The organism is Staphylococcus ureilyticus (genome assembly GCF_002902235.1).
GTDB lineage: Bacteria > Bacillota > Bacilli > Staphylococcales > Staphylococcaceae > Staphylococcus > Staphylococcus ureilyticus.
The window spans coordinates 12,924-31,479 of the sequence record NZ_PPRL01000089.1; the positions used below are offsets into that span (position 1 = coordinate 12,924).

17 protein-coding genes are annotated in these 18,556 nt (G+C 32.3%); 6 read left to right on the forward strand and 11 right to left on the reverse strand.

Annotation, left to right across the window (positions count from 1 at the left end; translation table 11 throughout):
* The first annotated feature begins 72 nt into the window (after positions 1-72).
* The 5 genes from queC to CD150_RS09580 all read left to right on the forward strand — a co-directional run bounded on the left by queC (position 73) and on the right by CD150_RS09580 (position 3,034).
* Positions 73-744, forward strand: coding sequence for a 7-cyano-7-deazaguanine synthase QueC (queC, locus tag CD150_RS09560; RefSeq protein ID WP_073343237.1), 672 nt, complete (start codon positions 73-75; stop codon positions 742-744).
* Position 745: 1 nt separating this feature from the next.
* The gene (queD, locus tag CD150_RS09565; RefSeq protein ID WP_103161528.1) at positions 746-1,171 is read left to right on the forward strand and encodes a 6-carboxytetrahydropterin synthase QueD; all 426 of its coding nucleotides are present in this window, start codon (positions 746-748) and stop codon (positions 1,169-1,171) included.
* Positions 1,164-1,880, forward strand: coding sequence for a 7-carboxy-7-deazaguanine synthase QueE (gene queE / locus CD150_RS09570; protein WP_046207386.1), 717 nt, complete (start codon positions 1,164-1,166; stop codon positions 1,878-1,880). Before queD ends, queE begins: the two co-directional genes overlap by 8 nt.
* A 242-nt stretch (positions 1,881-2,122) precedes the next feature.
* Entirely contained in the window at positions 2,123-2,716 is a 594-nt protein-coding gene (locus CD150_RS09575; protein ID WP_070039048.1) for a hypothetical protein, read from the forward strand.
* A gap of 63 nt (positions 2,717-2,779) precedes the next feature.
* The gene (locus tag CD150_RS09580) at positions 2,780-3,034 is read left to right on the forward strand and encodes a GlsB/YeaQ/YmgE family stress response membrane protein (protein WP_064209529.1); all 255 of its coding nucleotides are present in this window, start codon (positions 2,780-2,782) and stop codon (positions 3,032-3,034) included.
* A gap of 519 nt (positions 3,035-3,553) precedes the next feature.
* Here the strand turns inward: CD150_RS09580 and CD150_RS09585 are convergent.
* The 11 genes from CD150_RS09585 to norA all read right to left on the reverse strand — a co-directional run bounded on the left by CD150_RS09585 (position 3,554) and on the right by norA (position 17,606).
* On the reverse strand, positions 3,554-4,654 hold the full coding sequence (locus tag CD150_RS09585) for a glycosyltransferase family 2 protein (RefSeq protein ID WP_073343243.1): 1,101 nt from the start codon (positions 4,652-4,654) through the stop codon (positions 3,554-3,556).
* Positions 4,655-5,177: 523 nt separating this feature from the next.
* A complete protein-coding gene (locus CD150_RS09590; protein WP_046207382.1) occupies positions 5,178-6,017 on the reverse strand; it encodes an aldo/keto reductase in 840 nt (279 codons plus the stop codon).
* Between the two features lie 255 nt (positions 6,018-6,272).
* Positions 6,273-7,625, reverse strand: a complete 1,353-nt coding sequence (locus tag CD150_RS09595; protein ID WP_073343246.1) for a hemolysin family protein — start codon at positions 7,623-7,625, stop codon at positions 6,273-6,275.
* A gap of 298 nt (positions 7,626-7,923) precedes the next feature.
* The gene (gene nagA / locus CD150_RS09600; RefSeq protein WP_073343249.1) at positions 7,924-9,084 is read right to left on the reverse strand and encodes an N-acetylglucosamine-6-phosphate deacetylase; all 1,161 of its coding nucleotides are present in this window, start codon (positions 9,082-9,084) and stop codon (positions 7,924-7,926) included.
* A 170-nt stretch (positions 9,085-9,254) separates the two neighbouring features.
* Positions 9,255-11,192 carry a PTS fructose transporter subunit IIABC gene (locus CD150_RS09605; RefSeq protein ID WP_073343251.1) on the reverse strand — a complete coding sequence of 646 codons (1,938 nt, stop codon included), beginning with the start codon at positions 11,190-11,192 and terminating at the stop codon, positions 9,255-9,257.
* A gap of 1 nt (position 11,193) precedes the next feature.
* Complete coding sequence (gene pfkB / locus CD150_RS09610) at positions 11,194-12,117, reverse strand: 1-phosphofructokinase (RefSeq protein ID WP_103161529.1); 924 nt, start codon at positions 12,115-12,117, stop codon at positions 11,194-11,196.
* Positions 12,114-12,872, reverse strand: coding sequence for a DeoR/GlpR family DNA-binding transcription regulator (locus tag CD150_RS09615; protein WP_073343257.1), 759 nt, complete (start codon positions 12,870-12,872; stop codon positions 12,114-12,116). The genes pfkB and CD150_RS09615 overlap by 4 nt, the downstream gene beginning before the upstream one ends.
* A 796-nt stretch (positions 12,873-13,668) precedes the next feature.
* Entirely contained in the window at positions 13,669-14,148 is a 480-nt protein-coding gene (gene ybaK, locus CD150_RS09625; protein ID WP_073343262.1) for a Cys-tRNA(Pro) deacylase, read from the reverse strand.
* An 82-nt stretch (positions 14,149-14,230) separates the two neighbouring features.
* Positions 14,231-15,103 (reverse strand): UTP--glucose-1-phosphate uridylyltransferase GalU, encoded by an 873-nt coding sequence (gene galU / locus CD150_RS09630; RefSeq protein ID WP_073343265.1) that lies wholly within the window; start codon positions 15,101-15,103, stop codon positions 14,231-14,233.
* Between the two features lie 164 nt (positions 15,104-15,267).
* Positions 15,268-16,014, reverse strand: coding sequence for a hypothetical protein (locus CD150_RS09635; protein ID WP_103161530.1), 747 nt, complete (start codon positions 16,012-16,014; stop codon positions 15,268-15,270).
* Positions 16,015-16,445: 431 nt separating this feature from the next.
* On the reverse strand, positions 16,446-17,606 hold the full coding sequence (gene norA / locus CD150_RS09640) for a multidrug efflux MFS transporter NorA (RefSeq protein ID WP_103161531.1): 1,161 nt from the start codon (positions 17,604-17,606) through the stop codon (positions 16,446-16,448).
* A 205-nt stretch (positions 17,607-17,811) separates the two neighbouring features.
* Between norA and CD150_RS09645 the strand changes: the two genes are divergently transcribed.
* Positions 17,812-18,231: a PPC domain-containing DNA-binding protein gene (locus CD150_RS09645; RefSeq protein WP_046207371.1), complete on the forward strand. Its 420-nt coding sequence runs from the start codon at positions 17,812-17,814 to the stop codon at positions 18,229-18,231.
* Positions 18,232-18,556: the final 325 nt, after the last annotated feature.

Consider the following 18,556-nt stretch of genomic DNA (forward strand, 5'->3'; position numbering starts at 1 on the left):
AGGCGTTTTTTTATGGCGTCATCAGTTTTATATGGCAAAGCTAGCACGATATTTTAAGGAGTGTAAACTATAATGACACAACAGCCATTAAACAATAATAAAGCCATCGTAGTATTTAGCGGTGGCCAAGATAGTACAACCTGTTTATTTTGGGCAAAAAAACATTTTGATGAAGTTGCCTTAGTAACTTTTGAATATGGACAAAGGCACGATACAGAAATTCAGGTTGCGAAACAAATCGCTCAAGAACAAGCAGTCGAGCACCATTTACTTGACATGTCCCTGTTATCTCAACTCACTCCTAACGCATTGACACAACATGATATGGATATAAATGAAGGAGATAGCGGTATGCCAAACACGTTTGTGCCCGCACGTAACTTGCTGTTCTTATCTTTTGCTGGCGCCCTAGCATATCAGACAAATACTAAACATATTATCACGGGTGTATGTGAAACAGACTTTTCTGGCTACCCTGATTGTCGAGATAGCTTTATTAAGTCAATGAACGTTACACTTTCCCTCTCTATGGATAAAGATTTCGTTATTCACACGCCGTTAATGTGGCTGGATAAAAAACAAACATGGGCTTTAAGCGATGAACTCGGTGTATTAGAATACGTTCGAAAGCGAACGTTAACTTGTTATAACGGGATTATTGGCGAAGGATGTGGCGAATGTCCTGCCTGTAAACTACGCGCACGCGGTCTTAATGCTTATCTAGAAGAAAAAGGAGCGAATTAATATGTTCCAACAAAATTACCCTAGTGTTAACCACAATTACCAATTTGAACTTAATAAGGATTTTAATTTTTCAGCAGCACATTATATTCCAAGTGAAGACGCTGGAAAATGCATGCGTACGCATGGACATACTTACTTTGTCAACTTAACAATCGGTGGAGATACCGTAGACCATAATGGATTTTTAGTGAATTTTAGTGAATTGAAACAACTCGTACACGGTCAATTTGACCATCAATTATTAAATGACTTACCTCAATTTAAGGGTAAAAGTCCTTCAACTGAAATTGTGACACAAACAATATATGAGATGGTTCAGTCTTCATTAAACCAAAGGCCAAACAAACCACAATGCTTGCAAGTTTACGTCAGAGAAACACCAACAAGTTATGTCATATATCGACCAAAGGAGCCAAACCATGAGTAAAATACCTGTGCTTGAAATTTTTGGTCCAACGATACAAGGTGAAGGTCGTGTCATCGGCCGCAAAACCATGTTTGTACGTACAGCTGGATGTGATTACCGTTGCAGTTGGTGTGACTCTAGTTTTACATGGGATGGCAGTGCAAAAGAAGAAATACGCATGATGGATGCTACAGAAATTTATGCGCAATTATATGACATTGCAGGTGAATCATTTAATCACGTAACAATTTCAGGAGGCAATCCAGCTTTAATAAAAGGCATTCAAACATTAGTCGATTTATTCGAAGACAAAGGCATACAAAGCGCCCTAGAAACACAAGGCAGTAAATTCCAACCATGGATGACACAAATTGATGATTTAACAATTAGTCCAAAACCACCTAGCTCAATGATGAAACCAAATTTACCTATTTTAGATGATGTCATTGCTAAATGTAAGCCAGAAACACTCAATCTTAAAGTAGTTATTTTCAATGATGAGGACTTTGAATTTGCCAAAATGATTCATCATAGATATCCTAACGTGCCATTTTATTTACAAGTTGGGAATCCATACCTAGACGGAGAATATGTTGAATCTCACACAGAAAAGTTACTTTCATTATATGAAACCCTTGTGAATCGTGTCATGGATAGTAGCGATATGAATAATGTATATGTATTACCTCAATTACATACTTTACTTTGGAGTAATAAAAAAGGTGTTTAAATTGAGTCAATGAACCGGTTCGTTGTATAATGCTCTTTGTCTATACAATAAACCGGTTTTTACTTTGTACATAAAACATAGCAATGATTGTCACTGTAAATATAATTATTTAAAATAATAACAATTTTACAATATGTCAGATAATGACTTATAATTTTTTAAAACATCAACTGTTATTAAATGATTAAATCTAACTTAATTGATATAATGTTGCAGTGAAGTATCTAGGTTAGGAGAGCAACATGCTAATAAATATAATCATAAATATAGCTACGGTAGCAATCATACTCGGTATTGATTTATATCGTCAGAATTTCAAACAACTTAAGTTTAGCTCTATACTTTTATCAATAACCATTAATAGTATCATTAATTTAGTCCTTGTTGGTAAATACGATTACATAACATTTTATACTTGCACCCATTTAATTATTTGGACATTGTTGCAATTGTATCTCAATAAAAAAACAAAAACATATGTCATAACTGATCAAAAATTTATTGGTTTTATTTTAACGATTATCATGAGTACATCTTTAATCCTTTCATACGATACAAGTAAAGATTCTTACTATATGTCCATTCCATATTTAGCTCCAGCTATTTTTCTCATAGGTGCAACTTTATTGTTCTATAGTACATTCCAAACACATGAAAAAGAACAAATTAAAATCTTGAATCGTATTCGCAAACCAGTAGTGATTGGCCAAATTATTATTGTATTATCTTTTACAATCATGCCTTTATTAACACCTTATTGGTATGCCTTTATAATTGTACATTTATTATTCTTACTTTTTTTATTATGGCAGAATATATTTTTTTCAAAAAAATGATTAGCAAATTATATTTTGTGGTATGTAATAATTGATTATGATATTTAAAAAGGAGGTATACTTATGTTTGGATTTATTATTATGTTAATTGTCGGCGGTTTAATCGGCTGGATTGCTGGTGGTATCGTCGGTAAAGATATCCCTGGAGGTATTTTAGGAAATATCATTGCTGGTATCGTAGGTTCTGCATTAGGTTCATGGATATTTGGTGATTGGGGTTGGCATTTAGGCGGTATCGCTATCTTCCCTGCACTAATTGGAACAATTATTCTTGTTGCCCTTGCATCATTTATATTGGGAAAATTACGTAAAAAATAAATGATTTGTTAATTTTTTAGTTTTAAAAGAAATTCCTGAAACTTAATGTCATCGTTTCTATATCGTCAGAAGATGACTAATACTAAAATTTCAACCAAAAATAAACGTCAATTTCTATAGTATGATAATAGAAATTGACGTTTTTTGATTTTTAAAGTGTTATTATCATGAGAGTTTATAATCTATCTTTCTTAAAATGTCATTCGTATCATCTTTAGTTGTTATTTTAACTTTGTGTGTACGGGCTCAACAATAACCTAAAATCTAAAACAACCTTTATAAAACTAAGCATTACTTCTGTATCAAAATTTCTCTGACTATAACATTTTTATTTTTGCTTTTAAGAGTATTTAACTAATTTGGCTCTTATACAATTTTGTAATGTGATAATGCTTTAGATTGATATGCCGAAAGACACAGGCTCAAATCACCTCCTCGGACAACCATGCACAATTAAACTCAATTTTTTAATAAACGAAACCCCCAGACTACGCTTTTAGCATAACCTGAGGGCAGTGATTATCTATGTTTAACAAGTGTTTTATTCTTTTCAGTTTTAACCTTATGAGATGGTACATAAAAATGTTCTTCTCTATTTATACTGTTTTTACTTTGTTCTTTCGCTTCTTCTGGATATTCAGACATTTCTAATTCAGAGTCCAACCCTTTCGTTTTGTCTACCTGCTTTAAATTAGATACTTGAACAATATATTTTGGTCGCTGTTTTACTTCATAATATATCCTACCGATATATTCGCCTACAATACCGATTGAAATCAGTTGAATACCTCCAAGTAATAAAATAGCTGCAATTGTTGAAAAGTACCCTGGTGTTTTCACACCATTAATCATAATATTTCCAAAACTAAATATAATATAAAGTAGACTCACAAAAAATACAATCAGTCCTAAATAAATCATAGCGCGTAATGGTTTATTATTAAATGAGATCAAGCCATCTATACCATAGTTCAATAATTTACCAAATGACCATTTCGATGTACCTTCTTCTCTTTCAACATTTTCATAAGTAAAAACTTTAGTATTATAGCCAATCCATTCATATAACCCTTTTGAAAAACGATTATATTCATTTAACGATGTTAATGAGTGTAACGCGCGTTGACTAAGCAATCTAAAATCTCCAACACCGTCTTCTAGTTTAATATCCTCGACAAAATGATTAATCACTTTGTAATAGCATTGCGTTAAAAATTTTCTTGAACGTTTTTCACCTGTTCTATCTCGTTTTGCGACGACTTGATCATAGCCATCCAAATAACTATCTATCATCTGTGGTATAAGCTCTGGCGGGTGCTGTAAATCAGCATCAATCATCACAACAGCATCACATTCCACACTGTGTTGGAAACCGGCAATCATTGCTGATTCCTTACCAAAATTCCTACTAAATGAAATATATTTTACATGTTCATCCTGTGCTGCCATTTCTTGAATATAATTAATCGTTTTATCTTGACTACCATCATCTACAAATAGCAAATCATAGTTATAGTGACGGTTAAGACTATCTTCATCTAATATTTCAGTTAACTTGTGATATGTTTTTAATATTACTTCACCTTCGTTATAACATGGCACTATAACTCTTATATGCATAATAAACACCTTCATTTCAATTACTTCAATTTTACTTTACCAATATTTACAGTTATTTCGCCATTCTTTTCATTTAGGTTTACACAATTTTTATATTTCCTTAATAATCAATTATAAAACTTACACTCTTTTAAAAATTTTGAAATAGATAATACCAATAATTCGTGTCATTAAGAAACACTAAAATTTAGTTTTTAAATTTTTATGATAATGTAGAGCATATATACATATAAATATTGTTCAATATCTTTTTTGTAAAAAGTTGTAACATTGTCCATTTAGTTTATCAACTATTTGTCAGAAAAGGAAATAAAACATATATTCGTAAAATTAAAAAAGTAGGATAGAGAAACAAGTGTCATGAACACCATGCTCTATCCTACGTTATTTAAAATATTTAACGTTCACCTTTTTTGAAGAAACTACTAAAAAATAAACCTTGATTTGCAACTACTTCTCCATTTTTAGCTATCTTTCACTTCAAATTTTTATAAACAAAGCTAAATTTTGCTATTTTAAATCATTACTTTAAATCGCCTATACGCACTTTATCAGGATCTTTACCTTGGCGCGCATCTCGATTTAGATTATCAATCTCAGCAATATCCGTTAATTCTAAACTAAAATCAAAAATATCATAATTTTCTTTAATACGTTTAGGTGTTTTAGACTTTGGTATAATTAAACGGTTATGTGCTAAATGCCAACGCAACACGATTTGTGCAGGTGTTTTACTATAACGTTCGGCAATATCAACAATGATAGGATGTTCAAGTAAACCTTGGTTTCTCATGAGTGGCATCCAAGCTGTCACTGCAATATCATGCTTATCACAAAAATCTTGTAGCTCATGCTGATTGAAATAAGGGTGTACCTCCACTTGGTTCACAGCAGGCGTAATTTCTGTCTCTGCCATCAATTTTTCTAAATGATGTTGTTTAAAGTTACATACCCCAATGGCACGGATTCGACCATCTCTATATAATTTTTCCATCGCTTTATACGTTTCAATAAAAAGTCCATCTTCCTCACATGGCCAATGTATTAAAAATAAATCTAGATAATCAGTACCTAAATTCTCTATAGATTTTGTAAAAAATTCAATTGTTTTATCATATCCTTGATAATCATTCCATATCTTTGATGTAATAAATAATTCAGAACGTGGTACATCAGATTTTTTTAAAGCATTGCCTAATGCAATTTCATTTTTATAAAAGTAAGCTGTATCAAAAGCACGGTAACCAATATCTAAAGCGCTAGATACAGCATTTTCCATTTCCTCATCAGTGATTTTATACACACCTAAACCAACTTTTGGCATAGGATAACCATTATTTAAATAATATGTATCTTCTAACATACACTTATCCTCCTCATTTTTAATATCAATATATTTTCAATTTTACATAAAAACACGTTATGCATTTAGCTTTTCTATAAAGATAATTATAAAAAAACTGGAACATTCAATGATGTCCCAGTTTTTGCAATACCTACTTATATTTTATCATACAAGTAATATGCGAGTGGTGCAAAACATATGTTGATATCTTGTCAGCAAATGATGATTGCTATGCTAAAAATTTCAACATTGCTAGTGCATCATACTCATAGCTTAATTATCATTGCTTTCTTCGTCTTCATCTTCTTCTGGAGTTGGACGTGTTTCATGAGATTCAAATTCTAAGATAACATTGATAATTTGATGATTATCCACTTCTGATATAATCCAACGATCATATTGTGTATCTACATAATCATTGGGTTGTAAATTAGTATTATGTGCCTGTAACCAGCCACCAATTGTATCTATATCTTCAGAATCTTCAAATTCAATACCAAATTGATCATTTAAATCATCTAATAACACTCTACCGTTAATTTGGTATTTATTATCACTTAGTCTTACAACATCATTGACTTCATCATCATCAAACTCATCACGAATTTCACCGACAATTTCTTCTAAGATATCTTCCATCGTTAAAATACCTGCAGTACCACCATATTCATCGATAATCAAACTGATGTGAACATGTTCACGCTGCATTCTAATAAGCGCATCACTAATCCTAGTTGTTTCAGAAATCATTGGTAAATCATGAATATAGTTACTTGCTTTCATCGGTTTACCAGAAGCATACTCTGTTAAAAATTCTTTTACATTAATAAACCCTTTAACATGGTCTTTATCGCCATCTTCTGTAATTGGGTAACGTGTGAATTGATGTTCCTTAATCGTTTCTAATAGTTCATCTACATTAAACGGTTCATTTAATGTAACCATTTGTGTACGCGGCACCATGATATCCTTGGCATGTCTTTCATCAAAAGAAAAAATATTTTGCATATATGCTAATTCTGTTTGATTGATTTCTCCACCATTATAACTATTATTTATAATAATTTTTATTTCTTCTTCTGACATTGCATCATTATTTGCATCAGGATCCACACCAAACATACGAATAATCATTCTTGCAGAACCATTCATTAACCAAATTAATGGTTTCATTACAAATCCGAAATAATATAGCGGTCTAGCGTAAACCAATGCTAATTTTTCAGTATATTGGATAGCAAGTGTTTTTGGTGCTAACTCACCCAAAACAACATGTAGATATGTCACAATGATAAATGCTACGATAAATGAAATAGTTGTCGTCAGTGCTTCAGGTAAATGGATTAATTCAAATAATGGGTGTAGCAACTTGTTAAATGTTGGTTCACCTAACCAACCTAATCCTAAAGATGTCACTGTAATACCCAATTGACATGCTGATAAGTAATAGTCTAGGTTTTTAATCATTTTTTTAACAACACGTGCACTACCATTGCCTTCTGTTGCAAGTTGTTCAATCCTAGTAGTACGTACCTTTACTAATGCAAATTCTGAGCCTACGAAGACTGTAGTTAATGCTATTAAAAAAAAGAATATTACTAAATTTATTATGGTCACTGTTTCCAATTAGTTCCCTATTTCTAGGGATTCACCTCCAAATTTTGTGTCACAATAGGTGACTGCTTATAAAATATGATTTGATTGCTTAAGTTTGTTTTATATGCTAAATCCTTCCCATTGTAACACCTCCCTAAAAATACGCATTTCTTTTATTTTATCACAATACTTATTTCGAAAGTAATTTATACAAATTAAAATTTTATATTCACCTAATGTACCATTTAAACGCAAAATCACCTTCACGTCAACTTTCTAAATTTTACATCTTTTGTTCTGAAAATGTTTATATACTTTAAAATAATGCTTATTTTATAAAATGATGGATTTCACCATTTTTAATTGTTGTCTGAACTTCAATATCATCGTTCACAATGACAATATCAGCATCTTTACCTGTTTTTAAGCTACCTTTTTTATCGTCAATGTTCAAAGCAATGGCCTGATTTAAGCTCGTAACACGCCATAGATTATCTAGGGTATCACCTGTAAATTTAATAAGATTATGCAAACCAGTATTCATTTTTAAAATACTTCCCGCTAATGCTCCTGAAGCTAAACGTGCTTCTGAGCCTCTCACGATGACATTTTGACCTCCTAAATCATATTCTCCATCCGGCATACCTTTTGCTCTCATAGCATCTGTAATTAAATAGAAATGTTCATTGCCTTTTTGCTTATATGCAATATTTACAGCAGCTGGATGTGAATGAATCCCATCGACGATAACTTCAGTGTTTAATTTTTCATTAACCCACGCAGCACCGAATAGACCTGGTTCTCTATGTTCAAACGGGGTACCTGCATTATATAAATGCGTAACATGTTTGGCACCGTTTTCCACCGCTTCATTGCTCTCATCAAATGTCGCAACCGTATGTCCAATTGAAAATATAATTTGATCTTTAAAAGTTGCCAACGTTTCTTTAGCACCATCGACTTCAGGTGCAAATGTGACGACTTTGATGTGATTATTCGCTATATTTTGGAAGTATTTTAATTTTTCTACTGAAGGTCGTTGGACATAACCAGGATTTTGTGCCCCTACCTTATGCTCAGAAATAAACGGACCTTCTAAATGGATACCCACAATTTCAGCTGTATTTTTCGTATCTTGTTGTGTTTGATATGTAGCAATATTTTTAAGTGCTTTTGTTATATTTTCATCTGATTGTGTCATTGTAGTTGCTAAATAACTCGTTGTGCCTTCAGATAGCAATGATTCTGATAAATGTTTTAAGCCCGTCATCGATGCATCCATCGCATCTTCCCCATAGCCACCATGCATATGAATATCAATAAAACCAGGTAGAATATGATGCCCTTGTGCATCGATCGTTTGTAAATCACCTTCATACGTTCCTATACCTAAACCAGCAATTTTACCAGATTTAATGATGATATAACCGCAATCAATGGTTTCAGTTTCAGTATATATTCGTCCATTTTCAATTACATATTCAACCATTTATATTACCTTCTTTTCAATTATTTTAGGTTAAAATTTTCTTACATCACTTATATTTTATTTTACCAAATTCAACGCTTATATTATATTCAAAAGCCAATAATAAAAAAACCAGAAGTTTCACTCAATCACGAGTTTCTTCTGGCTTTTCATTATGAATCTCTATAATTTTAATCATTCATCGCTTCTGAACTTTGAATCTCATCTTTTGTTAATTTTGGTTTTAACATACCGTAAATAACTGCTGCTATGATAGCTCCAATAATGATTGCTATCAATGATTGTAATACGTGACTAAAGTCTGTTCCTAATATAACAATAATACCACCATGTGGTGCTTGAATGGATGACCCTAAGCCTAATGCAATTGCACCTGCTACACCTGAACCCACCATCATAGACGGGATTACACGAATAGGATCAGCTGCGGCAAAAGGAATTGCGCCTTCAGTAATGAAGGATAGCCCCATCACGTAGTTTGGAACAATAGAACCTTTTTGTTCTTTTGTGAATTTTTTACGGAACAGTAACATTGCTGTGGCAATAGCAATCGGTGGCACCATACCGCCAATCATCGCTGCTGTAATTGGTGCTGCATTACCTTCTGTCAATGCAGCTACAGCGAATACGTAAGCTGCTTTATTAAATGGACCACCCATATCGATCGCCATCATCGCGCCAATAACAAGACCTAGTAACATAATGTTAGTACCTGATAAACTTTGTAATCCATTCAGCAATAAATTATTTAACCAAGATGCTGGAGGATTTAAAACATAAATCATCAGTAAACCTGTTATAGAAACAGAGAATACCGGGAAAATTAAAGTTGGTTTTAAACCTTCTAGAGATTGTGGCATACCATTTGTTAATTTTTTGATGCCTAATGTTAAATAACCTGCTAAGAAACCTGCAAGAATGCCGCCGATAAAGCCAGAATCACCTGTACTAGCTAACAAACCACCAACCAAACCAGCAGCAAAACCTGGTTTGTCTGCAATACTGCGTGCAATATAACCAGCAAGTATAGGTATAATTAACATAAAGGCGCTCTTGTTACCTATATTCCACAATTGTTCTGCGAACGCATTGTAATCTGAACTTTTTGGATCAAATGAGTTTGCACCAAACAAGAACACAATAGCCATTAAAATACCACCAGCTATAACAAGTGGTAGCATATTAGAAACACCGTTCATCAAATGTTTATAAATTGTCTTACCGACACCTTGTTTTTCATTACTTTCTGATTGTGCTTTACTTGAATCAGCACTCGCTACAAACGGTTTACGAGAAGTATCTTGAGCCATATTTATTAATTCTTCTGGGCGTTTAATTCCGTCAGCTACTGGTACTTCAACAACATTCTTACCATTAAAACGCGCTGTTTCAACATGCACATCTGCCGCTACAATAACGCCAGTTGCACGTTCGATATCTTCATTTGTGAGATGATTCTTTATACCGCCAGATCCATTTGTTTCTACTTTTATTTTAACGCCCATTTTTTCAGCTTGCTTTTTCAAAGCATCGCGAGCCATATAAGTATGTGCTATGCCCGTTGGACAAGCAGTAACCGCTAATATATAGGGTTCATTTGTGTCAGCTGAAGATACAGAGCTTTCGGTTTCTTCTTCTACTTCTTCTGTAGCTTCATCATCAGCTTTATCAATGATTTGTAACACTTCTTGTGGAGACGTTGCATTTAGTAAATCTTCTCGCACTTTATCATCCATTAAAATACCTGATAGTTTTGCTAATGCATCTAAATGTGTTTGTGCGCCACCTTCTGGAGCAGCAATCATAAAGAACAGATGTGCCGGTTGCATATCTAAACTTTGATAATCCACACCCGCTTTAGATTTACCAAAGGCGATAGCAGGCGTATCTACCGCAGCTACTTTAGCATGTGGTATCGCAATACCTTCTCCAATACCTGTGGTACTTTGCGCTTCACGATTATAAATAGCTTCTTTAAAAACTGATACATCGTTTAATTTGTTTGCTTTATCTAGTTGATTCACTAATTCATCTATGACACCATTCTTATCAGTTGATGAAAGATCCATAGCTATTGTCTCTTGAGTTAATAACTCTGTAATTCTCATCTCATTCACTCCCTTTTAGCGTCGTAATTGTCACTTGTTCTTTAATATCTTCAATTGCTTTGTATGAGGCTAAATCATCGTTAAAAGCAGTAGCTGTCCCCGCAGAAACCGCTTGTTTAAACGCATTTTCAATCGTCAATCCTGTTTCAAGACCAGCTATCATGCCTGCAACAGTGCTATCACCGGAACCAACTGTATTGACAACTTGACCATGAGGTACTGACGCTTTCAAACTATGTTTATGATCAACATAAATTGCGCCCTCACCACCAAGTGACACAATCACAGATGATGCTCCTTGTTTCATAATTTCTTGTGCGTAATGGATAACATCTTCGTCAGAATTGATTGATGTATCAAACATCACTTCTAATTCATGTTTGTTCGGTTTAATAAATAGTGGGTTGTATTTTAATACGGATTCCACTAAATCTTTTTCAGCATCTACGACTAATCGAGCACCTGTTTGTTTTATGATTTTTGCAATTTGTTCATAAGCATCTTTAGGGACGCTTTTCGGTATACTTCCTGCCACGACTACTATATCTTTTTTTGAAGTTTGTTTAAGTTGTCTGAGTAGATTTTCAAATTGTGTTTGAGAAATATTTGGACCTGGTGCATTTATTTCTGTTTCATCACCAGTTTTCAGTTTTACATTAATCCGCGTATCTTCATCTATCTCTATAAAATCAGTTTGAATACCTGCTTTTTTTAAAGTGTCATCTATAAATTGACCTGGAAATCCACCTGCAAATCCTAAGGCTGTTGAAGGGACATTCAATGTTTTCAATACCCTTGAAACATTGATACCCTTACCTCCAGCAAATTTAAAAGTTTCTGTCGCTCTGTTTAATCCATTTAATTCAAAATCATCAGCAAACATGATGTAATCAATAGAGGGATTAAAAGTTACCGTATAAATCATCGTGTACCTCCAATAAATGTATAATGTTCAGTATATTGCTTAAATATGTCACTCTCTTTTACTTTTTTAGAAGTAACAATGCTAACTTGTGTTTCGACAGGCACATGTGCAAAATACACCTTGTCGTATTTATCATGATCAGCTAAAACATACGCTTTCGAACCTAAATATATCGCGTGTTTTTTAATAATTGCTTCTTGCTCGTCTGGTGTAGTTAAACCATATTTTAAATCAATGCCGTTCATACCAAGGAACACTTTATCAAAACGATAGCTTTTCAACGTTTCAAGTGCGCTAGCACCTACTGTCGCATATGTTGTCGATTTAATTTCTCCACCTAAAACAAATGTACGAATACCATGTTTAATTAACTCTTCGACATGCGTCAAACCACTTGTTACTACAATGATATTTTGTGCATCAATATAAGGAATCATCTCAAGTGTAGTTGAACCAGCATCTATAAAAATACATTCATTGTCTTCTATTTCTAGTGCTGCTAATCGAGCAATTTCTTGTTTTTCCTTTAAATTTGTACCACGTTTATCTGCCAAATTAGGTTCTAAAATTGATGATTCATTAAGCATTGCCCCACCGTGTACTCTTTTCAACTTCCCAATTTTTTGTAATTTGGATAAATCTCGGCGAATTGTAGAAGCACTACATCCAGTTCGATCTATTAATTCTTGCAAGGTTAAAAAATCTTTTTTTGACAATTCAGTCAATATGAGCTCCTGGCGCTTTTCTGTAATCATCCCTTCACCTCATTTCATTTTCATTATAATGGTTGCGCTTTCTTTTTTCAATCATTTATTGTCAAAAGCAATCAAAAACAATCATATATAACTAATAAAATTTGATGATTGGCCTTTTTATAAATAATTATGCTCCATAACTATGTATTAATAACCATTTTGAGTATCTTGATAATACATCTCATTACGTTATAATGCACAATGTATAACACAATCTTTTTTATTCCATATATTTCTTACAAGGAGTGCCTTGAAGTTATGCAAAAATCATCTATAGTAAAATGGGAAAGACGAATCAGAATCAGTACCGCAGTTATCTTTGCTATTTTAATGATGCTCAATATATACATAAGTGAAAAATTCAAAACTGATTTTGTGTTTTTTCAAACTTTGCTAATATATATTTTGTTGTTTTTTCAAATGGCGTTTAACCTGTTACAATTTATTAGTCAAACATCCGACAAATATATACGAATGACCATGATTTTACTCTATACATATGCATATATTAGTAACTTTATCGTACTACTTATATTACTTTTACTCCCAATAGAATCTATGTTTGTTCTAACGATGGCTCTCACATTTTTTACATTGAGCCTTACGTTTTTAATGATTGTAGAACGTCAATTTAAAAAACGCATAAAAAAAAGAGTGCAAAATTCGAATAAAGATTCAAATCATTAATACACTCAATTTTATAAAATTACAAAAAATATTTAATTACTTATTGCCTGCTAAATAATCACGAAATGGAATCATGCCTATTTCGTGATTTTATTTATTTTTGCGTTGTTCAATGATGAGTGACGTGCATCACTTTTGCATTGGTGACTTCAACCAAATCATCTACTGCCATTTCAATCTGTCCCCCACGCTCTCCGCCACTAATATAAAGTGAATCTATACTTGTTGCTTGTTCATCAACAACGGTTTCAAATTGCTTTTTCATGCCAATCGGTGAACAACCACCTCTTATATAGCCTGTTACTTTTTTAAGATCATCTAAAGGCATTAATTGCAGTTTCTTTTCATTTACCGCATGTGCCGCCGCTTTCATATCTAATGTGTTACTGACCGGAATAATAAACACAAAATGATGATGATCACTATTTTCTAAAACAAGTGTTTTATAAACATACTTATCCTCTATACCTACTTTATTTGCTACTTCAGTACCATCTATATGTTCATCTGAAATTTCATAAATATTGACACTATAGTTTATCTTTTGACGATCTAACATACGCATAGCATTCGTTTTCTTTTGTTTCATTTCGATACCTCATATGATTAAAATGTTTCATGTATATCAAAATATTTTATATTTTCTATCTATAAAGTAACTTTATCACAAATCATTCATCCAGATTAAGTTGCTTAATAAATTGCGTTAACGCCGCTTTCATTTCTTGATCTTTTAAAGCAAATTCTATTGTAGTTTTAACGAAACCTAATTTTTCACCAACATCATAACGCTCACCTTCAAAATCATAGGCATAGACATGGCTTTCCTTATTCATTCTTTCAATAGCGTCTGTCAGTTGAATCTCCCCACCGGCACCTTTACCTTGATTTGCTAAATATTCAAAAATATCAGGTGTTAACACATAACGCCCCATAATTGCTAGATTTGAAGGTGCAGTTCCTTGTTTTGGTTTTTCTACAAATTGATTCACTTCATATTGACGTCCGCTTTTACTTAATGGGTCAATAATACCGTAACGATGTGTATCGTTTTCATCCACTTCTTGAACACCGATTACGGATTTACCAGTTTCTTCATATGTATTCATCAATTGTTTGATGGCTGGCTGTGTAGATTCAACAATATCATCACCTAATAATACGGCAAAAGGTTCATCCCCAATAAATTGACGCGCTGAATAAATCGCATGTCCTAAGCCTTTCTGTTCTTTTTGTCTTACATAAAAAATATTAGCAAGTTCGGTAGAGTAATTCACTTTTTCTAATAAATCAGTTTTTCCTTTTTCTTCTAAAATCATTTCTAATTCTTTTTGATTATCAAAATGATCTTCAATTGCTCGTTTATGTTTACCAGTCACAATTATAATGTCTTCAATACCAGCACGAGCCGCTTCCTCAACAATGTATTGAATCGTTGGTTTATCTAAAATTGGTAGCATTTCTTTTGGCATAGCTTTTGTTGCCGGAAGAAATCTTGTACCTAATCCTGCTGCAGGTATAATTGCTTTTTTTATTTTTTTCAAAACATTCATCCTTTTCAATTTTTAATAATTTAATATTCATCAAAATATAAATCAGTTTAGTCTTAATATAATAATAACATCGATACATTTAACTTTATACTTTTTTATGATACTAAAAAACATTCAACTTCAATAGTATCTAAAAGTTGAATGTTTTTATTTCCCTATTTTAATGCAGGTTGACGTATGACATCACCCAATTTATTCACAATAACTTTATATTCTTTGTTTGCAGCCGCATCATAAAATGTATAGGACATACCTTGCTTTGAAGCTTGAACTTTTTTCAAGGTAGCATTATTTCCTAGTGCATCTTTTGCATATTTTTGAGCAATTACTTCTGATTCATGAGGCGATATTCTCGGTTTGTCTTGGTCTTGATGTTTTTGAACTTGATAAGCATCATCAAATATTCTTGCCTCATTATTTTGATCTACAGTGACTCTATAATATGTTTTGGGATGTTGCTTATTTTCGAAAGTAAAAATATAGTAATAAGTTCCCTCACATGTACTATCAATACCATAGTCATTATATTTATTTTCAGAATGGTTATCATTGTCTACCATTTTTTTCGCTTTATTTAGCGCTTCTGAAAATTGAGGCAAATTGATTTCTCCAGTCTCTTTATCATTCAAATCATGCGTTGCTAATTTTGCTATCGGCTCATGTTTTTTTGCATTATATGGCTTTTCTTTTTGCGCGTCATGCTTTTTATCGTTCGGCATGTTTGATTCGAAGTCTGTTTTTTCCGCGCTTGCTTTGGATTGAACAGTATTATTAGTATCGGAATAACTCGATATCGTTTCATGTACTTTGGCTAGCACTTGTTGATTAGTAACTAATACTAATAAAAATATGAAGCAGCATGTTAATAGAAAAGCCAATATTGATAATAGTAAATTCTTCAACTTTATCCCCTTAATCATCTCTCTTTAATAATCACAACAACATATTATCACAAATATTTAACAAAAAACTTATATAGACTACAATTTAAAACAATTGTAATTTCTGTAACATGAATATTACGTATGCAACTTAATTTAATATTCGTGTCATATTTGAAATTATAAATGAATAAATACAGCCACTTTTAAACCAATTAGGAGTATTAACATGACAAATCAACATATTTCTAAAGTTTGAATTGCTTTATTTTTCAAATTAAAAAGGAGTAAGATATGAAATTAAATTGGTAACTCCAATCTCATATCTTACTCCTTTAATATTAGTTTATTTGTGAGAAACCTAAATTATCTTTTATAGAATAGTGACTTATTTTCTCATGTCATATATAGCATTTCGTTTTAAGCATCGTAACTTGTCTGCGTTATTAATTTTATGATTTTTTTAGACGATTTCGAATTGATTTCTCAATAAATATTACTATCATACCAATAAACATTACTAATATTGCCATATAAAGTGGGAATTCAAAGTTAATATCGTATAATGTACCAGCTACTAATGGTCCTATAAAATTCCCCATGCTTGTGAAGGTCGAGTTTAATCCACCAGCAAATCCTTGGCGATTTCCAGCAATATTAGAAAAATAATTCGTAATTGCTGGTCGAATCATATCAAATCCAATAAATACTATAAAACTAATAATCATAATTGACCAGTAATTATGCATAAATGTCAACGCAAGTAATATAATTGCTGAATAAAGTAATGCATAAGTAATGAAAGTAAGTTCTTCAAAGTATTTCATAAACTTATCAAAGAAAAACACTTGGAATATCGCACCAAAAATGCCTCCACCAGTAATTGCAAAGGAGATATCTATAGGTGAATAGTGTGCTTTATCGGCTGTATATAAAGGGAATAATGTTTCGAACGCCGACAAACCAAATGCGAGTACAAGTGTTAAAATGACTGGAGTGAGAAACACTTTCCAATTTATTTTAGACAATAATTCAGGTTGATAATGTGTAAAACCATCTTGCGTTTCGTTTTTTGGATTTTTAATTAAAGTGATAGATAATATAAGTGCTATCACACCACTAGTACCAGCCACATAAAACGGTAATCTATGTGAAACTTCTGCTAGTAATCCACCTAAACCAGGCCCTAAAATGAAAGCTGAATTAATGATTGCAGACATATAACCAAAATTCTTCGCTTTATCTCTTCCGATAGAAATATCAGCAATCATCCCTGTAACACCAGGCATAACCATTCCAGCACTAAACCCACCTAATATTCTAGAAACGATTAGTAGAGAAAACGTGTGGCTTGCGGCAAATAAGAATTCTGAAATCGCAAAAAGTGCCAGCCCAATACAAATAATTAATTTTTTACCTAATTTATCTGCAAGCGTACCACCAAATGGTGAAATAATCATTTGTGCGAGTGCAAAGACCGCAACAAGAATTCCTAGATCACTACCTTTTAAACCTAAATCTTTTAAGTATACGGGTAACACTGGTACAACCAAACCGATACCTAAAAAGACTAAAAAGATATTAAAATATAAAATATAAAATTGTTTATTCACGTTTCTCACTCCATTCTTATACACATTTTTTAATCATCTTGTTTTGAATCGTTAATTTAGAGGAATGCACAATATTAGAACATTCTATAACATTTTCCTATAGAAAAACAATAGAAAAACTTACATTTTCAAACACTATTATACATCTCATAAATAATTAATTGTATAATGATATTAACGTATTAATTTGAATGGAGGTTTTCAAATGGTATATCAAGTAGATGGCAATACTATCGTATTAGTTCTAGAGCAAGGTGAAGATATTGTTGAAGCTGTAACGGATCTTGCTCGTGAGCAAAACGGTAAATTTGGAACGGTTAGTGGTATTGGAGCTTGTGACGACGTAGAATTAAATTTCTATAATTTAGAAACTAAAACCTATGAAAAAAAGGAAATTAAAGAACCTTTAGAATTAATTAGCCTGTTAGGTAATATTTCTCATATTGATGAAAAGCCGTTTGCACATTTACATGCAACTTTTGGTACTAACCAATATGAAACATTAAGCGGTCATTTAACAAAAGCAGTTGTATCTGCTACTGCAGAAATCGTCATTACAATGACAAACCTAGATATAAATCGTAAACACAATGCAGACATAGGCTTGAATTTATTAGACTTGTAAATTGTTGGTGTCCATTTAACAATAATGAATCATTAGTCCATAAAAACATTTACTGTGTTTAACTTCAAAAAATAAAATTTATATATAGGTCAGGAATTATTTGTATACATTTAAACTATCTTAATCAAAACACATGAACATTATTTGCTCTTGCTAAAGCATAAACGTTAATTTCTATTGAAATTAGATAGAAATTAACGTTTTTTTCTGTATATATATTCTTTTAATATTGCCAACTAGCACACTTCAATTATTTTTGTACTAACATTTATCGATTACCATTTTGAAACGTCTTGACGCTCTGAGTTTGAATTTGTGAGAAATT